The sequence below is a fragment of the Pseudomonas sp. NPDC087614 genome, assembly GCF_044743485.1.
Classification (GTDB): domain Bacteria; phylum Pseudomonadota; class Gammaproteobacteria; order Pseudomonadales; family Pseudomonadaceae; genus Aquipseudomonas; species Aquipseudomonas baetica_A.
On sequence record NZ_JBIUWN010000028.1, the window covers coordinates 49,585 to 61,625 of the forward strand.

The 12,041-nt window shown below is 59.2% G+C and carries 12 protein-coding genes and 2 pseudogenes; 6 read left to right on the top strand and 8 right to left on the bottom strand.

The window, feature by feature from the left end; genetic code table 11:
* Positions 1-86 precede the first annotated feature (86 nt).
* Together ACIOWA_RS13035 and ACIOWA_RS13040 are read left to right on the top strand one after the other, a co-directional pair.
* A complete protein-coding gene (locus tag ACIOWA_RS13035) occupies positions 87-1,043 on the top strand; it encodes a response regulator (RefSeq protein WP_339431513.1) in 957 nt (318 codons plus the stop codon).
* 203 nt (positions 1,044-1,246) lie between these two features.
* Positions 1,247-2,143 (top strand): peptidoglycan DD-metalloendopeptidase family protein, encoded by an 897-nt coding sequence (locus ACIOWA_RS13040; RefSeq protein WP_401160139.1) that lies wholly within the window; start codon positions 1,247-1,249, stop codon positions 2,141-2,143.
* A 36-nt stretch (positions 2,144-2,179) separates the two neighbouring features.
* Here the strand turns inward: ACIOWA_RS13040 and ACIOWA_RS13045 are convergent, their stop codons facing one another.
* The 3 genes from ACIOWA_RS13045 to phoB form a co-directional block, all read right to left on the bottom strand.
* Complete coding sequence (locus ACIOWA_RS13045; protein WP_339431515.1) at positions 2,180-3,520, bottom strand: hemolysin family protein; 1,341 nt, start codon at positions 3,518-3,520, stop codon at positions 2,180-2,182.
* A gap of 111 nt (positions 3,521-3,631) precedes the next feature.
* Positions 3,632-4,918, bottom strand: coding sequence for a phosphate regulon sensor histidine kinase PhoR (phoR, locus tag ACIOWA_RS13050; protein WP_260455826.1), 1,287 nt, complete (start codon positions 4,916-4,918; stop codon positions 3,632-3,634).
* A gap of 74 nt (positions 4,919-4,992) precedes the next feature.
* Positions 4,993-5,682, bottom strand: a complete 690-nt coding sequence (gene phoB / locus ACIOWA_RS13055) for a phosphate regulon transcriptional regulator PhoB (protein ID WP_401160141.1) — start codon at positions 5,680-5,682, stop codon at positions 4,993-4,995.
* Positions 5,683-5,833: 151 nt separating this feature from the next.
* On the opposite strand from phoB, the gene ACIOWA_RS13060 reads away from it, so the two are divergent.
* Entirely contained in the window at positions 5,834-6,220 is a 387-nt protein-coding gene (locus ACIOWA_RS13060; protein ID WP_339431516.1) for a hypothetical protein, read from the top strand.
* Between the two features lie 49 nt (positions 6,221-6,269).
* Here the strand turns inward: ACIOWA_RS13060 and ubiA are convergent, their stop codons facing one another.
* Both ubiA and ACIOWA_RS13070 read right to left on the bottom strand, forming a co-directional pair.
* Entirely contained in the window at positions 6,270-7,160 is an 891-nt protein-coding gene (gene ubiA / locus ACIOWA_RS13065; protein WP_401160143.1) for a 4-hydroxybenzoate octaprenyltransferase, read from the bottom strand.
* On the bottom strand, positions 7,160-7,720 hold the full coding sequence (locus tag ACIOWA_RS13070) for a chorismate lyase (protein ID WP_339431518.1): 561 nt from the start codon (positions 7,718-7,720) through the stop codon (positions 7,160-7,162). Before ACIOWA_RS13070 ends, ubiA begins: the two co-directional genes overlap by 1 nt.
* Positions 7,721-7,921: 201 nt before the next feature.
* Between ACIOWA_RS13070 and ACIOWA_RS13075 the strand changes: the two genes are divergently transcribed.
* The 3 genes from ACIOWA_RS13075 (at position 7,922) to ACIOWA_RS13085 (ending at position 9,724) form a co-directional block, all read left to right on the top strand.
* The gene (locus tag ACIOWA_RS13075; protein WP_339431519.1) at positions 7,922-8,089 is read left to right on the top strand and encodes a rubredoxin; all 168 of its coding nucleotides are present in this window, start codon (positions 7,922-7,924) and stop codon (positions 8,087-8,089) included.
* 21 nt (positions 8,090-8,110) lie between these two features.
* A complete protein-coding gene (locus ACIOWA_RS13080) occupies positions 8,111-9,259 on the top strand; it encodes an FAD-dependent oxidoreductase (protein WP_339507799.1) in 1,149 nt (382 codons plus the stop codon).
* Between the two features lie 189 nt (positions 9,260-9,448).
* Positions 9,449-9,724 carry an HU family DNA-binding protein gene (locus ACIOWA_RS13085; RefSeq protein WP_003213368.1) on the top strand — a complete coding sequence of 92 codons (276 nt, stop codon included), beginning with the start codon at positions 9,449-9,451 and terminating at the stop codon, positions 9,722-9,724.
* A gap of 94 nt (positions 9,725-9,818) precedes the next feature.
* On the opposite strand, the gene ACIOWA_RS13090 is transcribed toward ACIOWA_RS13085, so the two are convergent.
* From ACIOWA_RS13090 to tssI, 3 genes and pseudogenes are all read right to left on the bottom strand, one after another.
* Positions 9,819-10,898 carry a hypothetical protein gene (locus tag ACIOWA_RS13090; protein ID WP_339465174.1) on the bottom strand — a complete coding sequence of 360 codons (1,080 nt, stop codon included), beginning with the start codon at positions 10,896-10,898 and terminating at the stop codon, positions 9,819-9,821.
* Between the two features lie 13 nt (positions 10,899-10,911).
* Positions 10,912-11,277, bottom strand: a pseudogene (locus tag ACIOWA_RS13095) (DUF2931 family protein); the annotation flags it as partial.
* Positions 11,268-11,948 (bottom strand): annotated as a pseudogene (gene tssI, locus ACIOWA_RS13100) (type VI secretion system tip protein TssI/VgrG); the annotation flags it as partial. The pseudogenes ACIOWA_RS13095 and tssI, both read right to left, overlap by 10 nt.
* Positions 11,949-12,041: the final 93 nt, after the last annotated feature.

The window sequence follows — 12,041 nt, forward strand, 5'->3', positions numbered from 1 at the left end:
ACGAAAAGTCCCGGCGTGACTGAAGAGTTTTGGCAATGTGCCATCAGCCAGCGTTATGCTTGCCGGGATTTTTATAGGGGTGTTGGATGAGCAAAATCAGTGTGTTGGTCGTGGACGATGCGTCGTTCATTCGTGACCTGGTGAAAAAGTGCCTGCGTAATTACTTCCCCGGGATCCGCACCGAGGATGCCGTCAACGGTAAAAAGGCTCAGGCCATGCTGGCCAAGGAAGCCTTCGACCTGGTTCTGTGCGACTGGGAAATGCCGGAAATGTCCGGTCTCGAACTGCTGACCTGGTGCCGTCAACAGGACAATCTCAAGACCATGCCGTTTGTCATGGTGACCAGCCGTGGCGACAAAGAGAACGTGGTGCAGGCGATTCAGGCTGGCGTTTCCGGCTATGTCAGCAAGCCGTTCACCAACGAGCAACTGCTGACCAAGGTCAAGCAGGCGCTGAACAAGGTCGGCAAGCTCGATACCCTGATGAACAGCGCACCGACCAAGATGAACTCGGCGTTCGGCAACGACTCCCTGAGCGCACTGACCGGCGGCAAACCTGCCGTGGTCGGTGGTGCTCCGACGGCCGCTGCGGTCAACCCGTTTGCCAAACCCGCCGCTGCTGCACCCGCGCCAGCCGCCGCGCCATCCCGTGGTTTGCTCAACAGCCCGCCGGTCAAAGCGCCCGCCGCCTCGGCAGCGCCGGCTGGCGGTCGGGGTCAGGGCCAGTTGCGCCTGCCGAGCGGCAACCAGCAATGCGTGATCAAGGCCCTGAGCATCAAGGAAGCGCTGTTGGTGGTGAAGCGCACCGACACCCTGCCGCAGATCCTCGACAGCGCCGTGCTCGACCTGGAACAGGGCGACAACGCCGAAATCGCCCGCCTCAATGGCTACCTGCATGCCATCGTTGCCTTTGAGCAGAAAGCCGACAGCGACTGGCTGCAACTGACCTTTCGCTTCGTCGACCAGGACGCGCAGAAACTCGACTACATCTCCCGCCTGATCGCCCGCGGCACGGCGCAGAAGCACTTCGTACCCGGCGCCTGATCTTCATCGCCTGACCGTCCGACTTCGCGAGCAAGCCCGCACATTGGAATGTATTTCAAATGTGGAGCGAGCTTGCTCGCGAAGGGGTCATCACGCACGACAGCGATTTTCCAGACTGCCCAATTTGAAACATCTGTCGACTAGCCTGGTCTGCTTGACCTGCTAGGCTCATTTCCAGGCCTTACTCGACAGAACCTTTGCCCATGCTCGCGCGCCTGCTGTTTTTCTGTGGTCTCTTCATGGCCTCCACCTCGGCTGTGGCCATGACTATTTACAAATCCACCGATGCCAACGGCGTGGTCTCCTACAGCGACCGGCCGAGCAAAGGCTCGCAGGTGTTCGTGTTTCAGGATCGCATGGTCGAACGCCTTGAGCGGCAGGTGTACCTCGACATCAAGAAGCACAAGGGGGTCGACGTGGTATTCGTGCGCAATGATCTGTATGCGCCGGTCGAGGTTGCACTGGCGTTTACCGGGATGAGCAATGTGCGTGGCGCGCCCGCTCAAACGATCCGCCGGGTGCTGCCGGCACGCAGCAATACGCGCTTGGCGTTGCTGACGGCGGTTTCCGGCGCCAGGCCTCTGGTGTATACGCCGCAGTTCCATTACTCCCTTGGCGACCCTGCCGGGACAGCGCAGGGCTATCGCTATCCGCTGCCGTGGCGTGGCGGGCCGTTTCGCTTGAGTCAGGGCGCCAATGGCCAATACAGCCACTATGGGCCGAAGAACAAGTACGCGATGGACATCGCCATGCCGGTGGGTACACCGATCATCGCCGCGCGGGCTGGCGTGGTGGTGAAAACCGAGAACTCACAGAGTGGACGTGGCACTGATCCTTCCGGCAATTTCGTGCGTGTGCTGCACGATGACGGCACGATGGGCGTGTACCTGCATCTCAAGCAAGGCTCGGTGAGGGTACGCGAAGGGCAACGAGTGACGGTGGGCAGTCCGTTGGCGCTGTCGGGCAACACCGGTAACAGCAGCGGCCCGCACCTGCACTTTGTGGTGCAACGCAATAGCGGGGCGGGGCTGGTGTCGATTCCGTATCAGTTCAACCAGCCGCTGGGGGCATTGCCCAACTTTGCGTTGGGCAAGCAGTGATGAGGTGTCTGATCTGACACCTTCGGGATCAGTCCATCAATCCAGCATCAACACCTTGGCCAGCACAATCTTCGGCCCTTTCATCTTCTTGATGATGATCCGCAGACCTTCGACTTCCAGCGCCTCTTCCTCTTCCGGCACGCGTTTGAGCGTTTCGTAGACCAGGCCGGCGAGGGTTTCGGCTTCGATGTGGTCCAGATCGATGCCCAGCAGGCGCTCGACCTTGAACAACGGCGTATCGCCGCGCACCAGCAACTTGCCCGGCTGATACGCGAGAATCCCGCGCTCGGCCTTGCGGTGTTCGTCCTGAATGTCGCCGACCAGCACTTCCAGCACGTCTTCCATGGTCAGGTAACCGATGATGTTGCCGTCAGCCTCCTCGACCACAGCGAAGTGCGAGCCGCCCTTGCGGAACTGCTCCAGCAGTTGCGACAGCGGCATGTGCCGCGACACGCGCTCCAGCGGACGGGTCAGTTCAGCCAGGTTGAACGACTCGGGAATGTGATCCAGCGCCGCCAGTTCCAGCAGCAGATCCTTGATGTGCAGCAGGCCGACGAACTCCTGGCGCTCACTGTCGTACACCGGATAACGGCTGAACTTGTGGCGACGGAACATCGCCAGGATTTCCTTCAGCGGCGCGTTGAATTCCAGCGTGACCAGGTCTTCCCGGGAGTTGGCCCAGTCGACCACTTCCAGTTCGCCCATTTCCACCGCAGACGCCAATACGCGCATGCCTTGGTCGCTCGGATCCTGCCCACGGCTGGAGTGCAGGATCAGTTTCAGTTCTTCGCGGCTGTAGTGGTGTTCGTGGTGCGGGCCAGGTTCGCCCTGTCCGGCGATCCGCAGAATTGCGTTGGCGCTGGCATTGAGCAGGTAGATCGCCGGGTACATCGCCCAGTAGAACAGGTACAGCGGCACCGCGGTCCACAGTGACAGCAGTTCGGGTTTGCGGATTGCCCACGACTTGGGTGCCAGTTCGCCAACGACGATGTGCAGGTACGAAATAACGAAGAACGCAGCGAAGAACGACACGCCCTTGATCACTTCCGGCGACTGCACGCCAACGCTTTCCAGCAAGGGCTCGAGAATGTGCGCAAACGCCGGCTCACCCACCCAGCCCAGGCCGAGGGAGGCGAGGGTGATACCTAGCTGGCACGCCGAGAGATACGCATCGAGCTGACTGTGTACGGTGCGCAGGATGTGCCCGCGCCAGCCGTTCTTGTCAGCGATGGCCTCGACCCGGGTCGAGCGCAGTTTGACCATGGCGAATTCCGCTGCAACGAAAAAGCCGTTGAGCAACACCAGGATCAAAGCAAAAAGAATCATGCCGAAATCGGCAAATATTGTAGCGAGGGACAAGCCAGGGGAAGGGTCCATGATGGAGTTTTGCGGGTTCCGTGTAATTCGTAAGAGAGAATAAGTCGCGCCTGAAAGGCAGGCGCAAGTCAGCCAATGTAGCGGCTGACCTGGCGATTGCCTAGTCCGGCATTACTCAGCGGCGCTAATTGCCCGTACTTGAGCCACTTGAGCCGGGGCGAAATGGCAGGTGAACGTGCTGCCATGACCGGGCACGCTGCTGATTTCCATGCGCGCGCGGTGGCGCAGCAACACATGTTTGACGATCGCCAGCCCCAGTCCGGTGCCGCCCGTGTTGGAATTGCGGCTGGAGTCGACGCGGTAGAAGCGTTCGGTCAGGCGCGGCAGGTGTTTGCTGTCGATCCCCATGCCCGAGTCCTGCACGCTCAGGTGTGCGCCTTGCTCATCACTCCACCAGCGAATGCGAATGTTGCCCTCGGCCGGCGTGTATTTCACCGCGTTGAACACCAGATTGGAGAACGCGCTGCGCAGTTCTGCCTCGCTGCCCTTGAGCATGAGGCTGGTGTCGGCTTCCAGCGTGATGTGCTGGTTTTTTGATCCGGACAGTTGCTGCGCGTCGCTCTTGATCGATTGCAGCAGCGTGTCGACGGGCACCGGATGGTTGTCGGACGGATAATCGGTGGCTTCCAGTTTGGCCAGCAACAGCAGGTCGTTGAGCAACGTCTGCATGCGCCCGCCCTGTTGCTGCATCTGCTGCAGGGCACGGCTCCAGCGCGGGTTCACTTCCTCGACGTTGTCGAGCAGGGTTTCCAGATAGCCGCAGATCACCGTCAGCGGCGTGCGCAACTCGTGGGAAACGTTGGCGACGAAGTCTTTGCGCATCTGCTCCAACTGATGGATGCGCGTGACGTCGCGCACCAGCATCAAGTGTTCGTTGTTGCCGTAGCGGGTCAGGTACAGCTGAATGCGCACGCGATCATTGGTCGGCGAGGGGATTTCCAGCGGCTCGGCATAGCTTTCCTGCTCGAAGTATTCCTTGAAGCGCGGATGGCGGACCAGGTTGGTCACCGGTTGGCCGCTGTCTTGCGGGGTCTTGAGGCCGAGCAGGGTTTCGGCGGCGCGGTTCCACCATTCCAGGTTGCCATCGCTGTCGAGCATGATCACCGCGTCTTTCAGCGCGGCGGTGGATTCCTGCACCCGGTCGATCACCGCTTGCAGGCGCCCGCGCACCCGTTGGTCGCGGCGTTGCAGGTGATAGATGCTGTCGAACACCTCGCCCCACAGGCCGTAGCCGTCGGGTGGTGCTTCATCGGGTTGGTGCAGGCGTAGCCATTCGTGCAGACGCAGCAATTGCTTGAGCGTCCAGGCCAGATAAATACCTAGGCCCGCGGCAAGGCTCCAGCCGTAATAGCCGGTGATCAGGCCGATCACCAGACAAGCGGTGACCAGCAGCAGCATGTGGCGAATCAGGGTGCCATGCCAGTTTTGATTCACGGGAAGTACGGTCCTTGTCAGCGAGTCTGGCGGTCGGGTCAGGCCTTGGTGGAAAACCGGTAGCCAGTGCCGCGCACGGTTTGTACCAGATTTTCGTAGGCGTCGCCGAGGGCCTTGCGCAGACGACGTATGTGCACGTCGACGGTGCGCTCTTCAACATAGACGTTGCCGCCCCAGACCTGATCCAACAATTGGCCACGGGTGTAGGCGCGTTCCTGGTGGGTCATGAAGAATTGCAGCAGGCGATATTCGGTCGGGCCCATCTCGGCCGGCTTGCCATCGATGGTCACGCGGTGGCTGATCGGGTCGAGCAGCAGCCCACCGACTTCGATCGGTGCTTCGCCGTCCGTCGGACCGGCGCGACGCAGCACAGCCTTGAGGCGCGCCACCAGCTCGCGTGGGGAAAACGGTTTGGTGATGTAGTCGTCAGCGCCGACTTCCAGACCCTGGATCTTGTTGTCTTCTTCGCCCTTGGCGGTGAGCATGATGATCGGGATGTCCCCGGTCAGTTCGTCACGCTTGAGGCGGCGGGCCAGTTCGATGCCGGAGGTGCCGGGCAGCATCCAGTCGAGCAGGATCAGGTCCGGCTTGCGGTCGACGATGATGGCGTGCGCCTGCTGCGAATTCTCCGCCTCGAGGCAGTCATAGCCGGCCATTTCCAACGCAACGGCGATCATTTCGCGATTGGGCGCTTCGTCGTCAACGATCAGAATGCTCCTGCCAACCATGCCTTAATCCTCTTGTCATTTAACTGTCTTGCGCCGCATTAGATAACGGAATTATTGCAGTCGTGTGACAGTATTTTAGTCCGCCAGCGGTTGTGCGGATCCTGAACTACGCTCTAAGTCCGAATCCTGACAACCACAAAAGAAGGTTTCCATGACTCAAATGAATTTTTCCTTTAAAGCCCTGCTGATGGCTGCTGCTCTGACTCTGCCTGGATTAGCGATGGCGGCAGAGCCGGCCATGATGAAGGACGGCATGATGGTCGATCACAAAGGCATGACCGTTTACACGTTCGACAAGGACGCCGACGGCAAGTCGATGTGCAACGCCGATTGCGCCAAGAACTGGCCACCGATGATGGCGCCAGCGGACGCCAAGGCTGAGGGCAAATGGAGTGTCATCAAGCGCGATGACGGCATGATGCAATACGCCTACGACGGCAAACCGCTGTACACGTTCATGAAGGACGAAAAACCTGGAGAAATGAAAGGCGACATGATGAATAACATGTGGCATGTCGTCCACATGTCACAGAAATAACGGGCTTGAGTGCTTGAACATCGGCCCCGGTCTGCGGGGCCGTATTGTCTCAACGCAACGCGTAATCCAGCACGATCCCGACAAAAATCGCCAGACCGGCCCAGTGGTTGTGTAAAAACGCCTGGAAGCAGCACAACCGGTCCTTGCTGCGGGTGTACCAGAATTGCCACGCATAACAGCCGGCAGCCGCCAGCAGACCGAGATGGAACCAGCCCCCCAGCTCGAATCTCGACCCGGCCAGCAACAGGCAGCCCAGCGACAGCGCCTGCAACGTCAGGATGATCACCCGGTCCGCCTCGCCAAACAGGATCGCCGTGGATTTCACCCCGATCTTCAGGTCGTCATCCCGATCGGTCATCGCGTAATAGGTGTCGTAACCCACCGTCCACAGCAGGTTGGCGATCCACAGCAACCACGCCGCAGCGGGCACTTCGCCGGTTTCGGCGGTGAACGCCATCGGCATGCCCCAGGAAAACGCCGCACCCAGCACCACCTGCGGGTAATAGGTGTAGCGCTTCATGAACGGATACGTGAACGCCAGCGCCAAACCACCCAGCGACAGCCAGATCGTCGGCGCATTGGTGCACAGTACGAGCAGGAAACTCACGCCCATCAGCAGCGCGAAGAACACCAGCGCCTCTTTCGAGCTGATCTTGCCGCTGGCCAACGGTCGTTGCGCCGTGCGTTTGACATGGCCGTCGACCTTGCGGTCGGCCCAGTCGTTGATCACGCAGCCACCGGCGCGGGTCAGCACCACGCCGAGGACAAAAATCACCACGTTGGCCAGCGATGGCGAGCCCTTGCCGGCAATCCACAGCGCCCACAGCGTTGGCCACAGCAGCAAGTAAATGCCGATCGGCTTATCCATGCGGGTCAACTGAATGAAATCCCAGGCGCGCGGATTCAAACGGTTCAGGGACTTGAGCAGGCTCTGATACATCAGCAGGTCTCCGGATGGGCGCGGGCAGCGTTCCACAGGCTCGGCAGGAAAATTTCCGCTACCAGCACGCTCAGTGCGCCACGGTCGAAACGCGAGCGACGGCCCCACAGGTCGGGCGAGCGGGACGCTTGTGGCAGCCAATGTTCCGGGTACTCACAGACTTCGATGGCGCGGCGCTGGAAGGCATGATCGCAAAACAGCAACTCGCCCAGCGAGCGGCTGCCCAGTTCGTCCATGTGCAAACCATCGCCCTGCAACGCGCGGCGCGAAGCCACGCTGCGGGCAAACACCCAGGCTTCGCCATGGCCGCGCAGATACACCTCACGCACCCAGCCTTCACTGCCTTCGGCCAGATCCAGCGCGGTGCATTCGTCGGTTCGCAAAGTGTCCCAGCCTTCAAACAGCGGCGTTACGCTGAAGCCGTCGTTCGACAGACGGGTCAGGCGGCGAGTCAGCGAACCTTCGTCGAACAACCAGTTCAGGGTCAACGAATCGGGGAGGGGCGTCAGTTGGCTCTGAGTCAGCCAGAGCGGGGCCGGAGAGGAATTTGAATGTTGCACAATGAGTCATTATTGGCCGCAAATGAGGCGGCGAGCTTACCATGGCAGGCCGCGAGATTGATGGAACCGGGTCGCCGTTGCGCCGAACAGGCTTGCATCTGCCCGGCACCCTCAGTACAAAACGCCCTGAGCCGGATGGCAGCGCAGCACCCATCGACCGTCCGCGCCGGCAAAACGCCTGAATCCTGAGGAAGTACCTGAATGAAAAAGTGGCAATGTGTGGTTTGCGGCCTGGTCTATAACGAAGCCGACGGCTGGCCGGATGACGGCATCGCGCCGGGCACCCTTTGGCAGGACGTACCGGAAGACTGGCTGTGCCCTGACTGCGGCGTCGGCAAGATGGACTTCGAAATGATCGAAATCAACTAAGCACAACCCAAGGAGTAAGGCATGAGCGCACCAGTCGTCATCGTTGGCACCGGGCTTGCGGGCTACAACCTGGCCCGTGAGTTTCGCAAGCTCGACAGCGAAACCCCGTTGCTGCTGATTACCGCCGATGACGGTCGTTCCTACTCCAAACCGATGCTCTCCACCGGTTTTGGCAAGAACAAGGACGCCGACGGCCTGAGTATGGCCGAGCCGGGCGCCATGGCCGAGCAGTTGAAGGCCGAAGTGCGCACCCATACGCGCATCAGCGGTATCGACGCCGGCCACAAGCGCTTGTGGATCGGCGAAGAGGCCGTGGCCTACCGCGACCTGATCCTCGCCTGGGGTGCAGAGACCGTGCGCGTGCCGATTGAAGGCGACGGTGCGGATCGGGTCTTCCCGATCAACGATCTCGAAGACTACGCACGCTTCCGTGCCGCAGCGGCCGGTAAGCGTCGGGTATTACTACTCGGGGCCGGCCTGATCGGCTGCGAGTTCGCCAATGACCTGATCCTCGGCGGCTACGAAGTGCAACTGGTCGCCCCGTGCGAACAGGTCATGCCGACGCTGCTGCACCCGGCCGCTGCGGCAGCCGTGCAGGCGGGGCTGGAAAGCCTCGGTGCACGCTTCCACCTGGGGCCGGTGCTGACCCGTCTGCAAAAAGTGGCTGACGGTCTGGAGGCGCACCTGTCCGACGGTCAGGTCATTGCATGCGATGTGGTGGTCTCGGCCATCGGTCTGCGTCCACGCATTGATCTGGCCGCGGCTGCCGGTGTACAGGTCAATCGCGGCGTCGTGGTCAACCGCCATTTGCAAACGTCTCACGCCAATATCTACGCCTTGGGCGACTGCGCCGAGGTCGACGGGCTGAATCTGCTGTACGTCATGCCCCTGATGAGTTGTGCGCGAGCGCTGGCACAAACCCTGGCGGGAAACCCGACGGCAGTGAGCTATGGTCCCATGCCGATCACCGTGAAAACCCCGGTGTGCCCACTGGTGGTTTCGCCCCCGCCACGGGGCAGCGAAGGCGTGTGGGCGGTCGAAGGGCAGGGCGCCGACATCAAGGCCCTGTGTCACAGCGCTGACGGCCAGTTGCTCGGTTATGCCCTGACCGGCGCGGCGGTGATGGAAAAACTCGCACTGAACAAACAACTTCCGCCCTTGCTGGCGTAAATACCGGTCGTTCTGTCGGAATCACCCCGCTTTTGCCCCTACAAAGGTCGCGTGGAGGCTGGCGCCGCCGGTATCCGCGTGCCATCCTCACTCCGTCTGCCGCAGAGTAGAGCCTGCGGCGCCTTGGGCGCTGTTCCAACGAGAACAGCACGGACATAACAACAAAAAACCGTCAAAGGGGCTTCACTAATGCGTAAACCAGAACTCGCCGCTGCAATCGCTGAAAAAGCAGATCTGACCAAAGAACAGGCCAACCGCGTGCTCAACGCCGTTCTCGAAGAAATCACTGGCGCTCTGCACCGCAAGGACAGCGTCACGCTGGTGGGCTTCGGCACCTTCCTGCAACGCCACCGCGGCGCCCGCACCGGTAAAAACCCGCAAACCGGCGAGCCGGTGAAAATCAAGGCCAGCAACACCGTTGCCTTCAAGCCAGGCAAATCGTTGAAAGACAGCGTTAATCCATAATTGCGGCGAAGTCCCTGAACACGGGGAGAACCGCAATAAAAAATGGGCACACCGATTGCGGTCGGGTGCCCATTTTTTGTGGCTGTAAATCGGCTTATTGACGCCGGAAGCAGGCCTTGCCGTTGCCAAAATTGACGGCCAAGCAGTTGGGTTCGATGGCTAATTGCAGATCTTTGAACAACACAGAAAGATCGCCGTTGGCAGGGTCAGGATAGGCTTGCCAGTCCAGCGTCGCCCATCGAGTTTCCGGCATGACGGTGAACCACTCGATTTCATCAGGAGAATTTTGTGTATGCAAACCGATTTTCGCCAATGCTTTATTTGGGGAGAACGGCAGTGTCAGCGTGTTTCGCTGCGAGTCTGTCCAAACCTCCTTCAATGTCGAACCGTCTTCGAATTGCCAATGAACGTCCACTGGATGGATCGCGGGTGGTGAGACCGGATCGAAGTGATAAAACGTCAACCAATAGTTATGGTCAACTCGTTCTCGCTCATCTGGAGCCAGATATTGGCGGGTGGTCGCCAGATCAAATCCGATTGGTTGTTCGAATGTTAAGGGCTGGTTTTTTCGTTTCTTCCAGCCAATATTGAAGGCTCGGCTATCCCCCGCGACATCGAACCATTGATAAGTTCCACGATTATGATCTGTGCCAAAGCCAATTTTTTTCAGAGTTCTCTGGTGATCGTAAGGAAACCAGAGGTCTGTTTGTTGATTCGAGTTCAAGAGCAATTGACCCGGTGGACCTGAATCGAACTCGAGACTGACCATCACGGGTTTCAGGGGCGGCGGCGCAGGTTGGTGATCGTACCGTAGCTCTAAAACGTAGCTCTCTTTAGCCAACTCATTTTTTTCTTTGTCGGCATATTCCTTTAGTTCGATCAGCGTTCTCTCGTGTGAAAGATTGTAGGAAAGCTTCTTTGCTGGTTGGGCAGCAGGCTCTTGCTCCAGCATGAGAGTGTTTTCCTCGACATACCAGTTTCCCTTGGCGACACCGCCAGCCGATCCGTAGGCGATACCAGCAGAAAAGGTGCCGTCCTTACGCAACAGCAACTCGGCGCCCATTTCCATTGCGCCCGTCAGGTAGTAATGGCCGTCCAGTGGCGAGGTGTCTGCAAACGCCTGGGTAACGGGAAGCCACATCAGCGCTGCGAACAACAGCGGTTTCAATTCCATGAGGTAATGCTCCTTACCAGCTCCCGAAGGGAATGCCGAATTTTTCGATGTAGGCTTTAGATTCAGGTGATAGAGACAGTGCGTACCGCCCCTCGTTTTTTCCTTGATACGGGCCTTCCTTCATTACACTCCCTTTGAACCGAGTAATCTCGACAGACTTGAGGCAAGCGCCCCTTAGCCAGACCTTTGCAATACCGCCGGGAGCCAAGCCAATACCCATGTCATCGCGGTAGTCCGTGATCCATTTGCCATCAGCCCTGCAGAAAGCTTTTTCCGGCTTACGCATGATTTCCCGAGCCGATTCGCAAATGGTGATGTAAGCCTCATAGGTTTGGGGTTCAGCCAGGGATTGCCATCGTATATAGATCAGTATCGGTAGTCCTTGAGATCGGGACTGAATTCGGCGGTGAAGCGGCTCTCCAGTAGCAGACTTGGGCGTTGAAGATCGTAGTCACGACGGGTCACCGTGCTGGTGCGCGTGTTGAAGCCCATGGTCAGCTGATTGACCACGGATTGTTCCGCGACCATGCCGCTGTCGGCCTGAAAGTGCGTTGTACCCAGACTGGGGGCGAACACTGGGCTGTCAGTGAACACCAGTAAATGCCCGTCGACCGAATGCTGGTGATGCCAGGCAATTCCATCTTCGGCGCACAAACGCTGGAGGAACATGAAGTCGCTTTCGCCGTACTGCGTACAGTACTCACGCGGCGGATTCGGGTTGATGTGAAAGGTGAATGCATCGCTTTGAAAGCCGTGCCTTTCGAGCACCTGCGCGATGATCTGCGGCACCGTACGCTGCTGAAAAATTCGCTGATCCTGGCTGAACTGCAGATAGTGCAACGCTGGCACCAGCGTCAGCTCATAGCGGGTCAGGCGTTTACAGGACTCTGTGACCATTACATCTTCGATGCGCCCGTGAATACCTTCGCCGTTGAGGCCGAATTGTAGAAACGCGGGTTGGCTGAGCAGGCTCTCCAGGTCGAAGTCCGGATACTCGCTGACCAGTTCGATTCGGACGGAGTAAAGCTGGGTGATGGCCTCGGTGCCGTTAAGGATGGTCTGAAGTAGCCCTGTATTTCCGGCCAACTTCAACCTCATCCAATTTTGAAAGCGGTAGACCGATCAAAAACGATCAGATTGCCC

Excerpts from the sequence above, each read along its gene's own strand:
- ACIOWA_RS13035 (WP_339431513.1), top strand. The coding sequence starts at position 87 with ATGAGCAAAATCAGTGTGTTGGTCGTGGACGATGCGTCGTTCATTCGT.
- ACIOWA_RS13040 (WP_401160139.1), top strand. The coding sequence starts at position 1,247 with ATGCTCGCGCGCCTGCTGTTTTTCTGTGGTCTCTTCATGGCCTCCACC.
- ACIOWA_RS13045 (WP_339431515.1), bottom strand. The coding sequence starts at position 3,520 with ATGGACCCTTCCCCTGGCTTGTCCCTCGCTACAATATTTGCCGATTTC.
- phoR (WP_260455826.1), bottom strand. The coding sequence starts at position 4,918 with ATGCTGCTGCTGGTCACCGCTTGTCTGGTGATCGGCCTGATCACCGGC.
- phoB (WP_401160141.1), bottom strand. The coding sequence starts at position 5,682 with ATGGTTGGCAGGAGCATTCTGATCGTTGACGACGAAGCGCCCAATCGC.
- ACIOWA_RS13060 (WP_339431516.1), top strand. The coding sequence starts at position 5,834 with ATGACTCAAATGAATTTTTCCTTTAAAGCCCTGCTGATGGCTGCTGCT.
- ubiA (WP_401160143.1), bottom strand. The coding sequence starts at position 7,160 with ATGTATCAGAGCCTGCTCAAGTCCCTGAACCGTTTGAATCCGCGCGCC.
- ACIOWA_RS13075 (WP_339431519.1), top strand. The coding sequence starts at position 7,922 with ATGAAAAAGTGGCAATGTGTGGTTTGCGGCCTGGTCTATAACGAAGCC.
- ACIOWA_RS13080 (WP_339507799.1), top strand. The coding sequence starts at position 8,111 with ATGAGCGCACCAGTCGTCATCGTTGGCACCGGGCTTGCGGGCTACAAC.
- ACIOWA_RS13085 (WP_003213368.1), top strand. The coding sequence starts at position 9,449 with ATGCGTAAACCAGAACTCGCCGCTGCAATCGCTGAAAAAGCAGATCTG.
- ACIOWA_RS13090 (WP_339465174.1), bottom strand. The coding sequence starts at position 10,898 with ATGGAATTGAAACCGCTGTTGTTCGCAGCGCTGATGTGGCTTCCCGTT.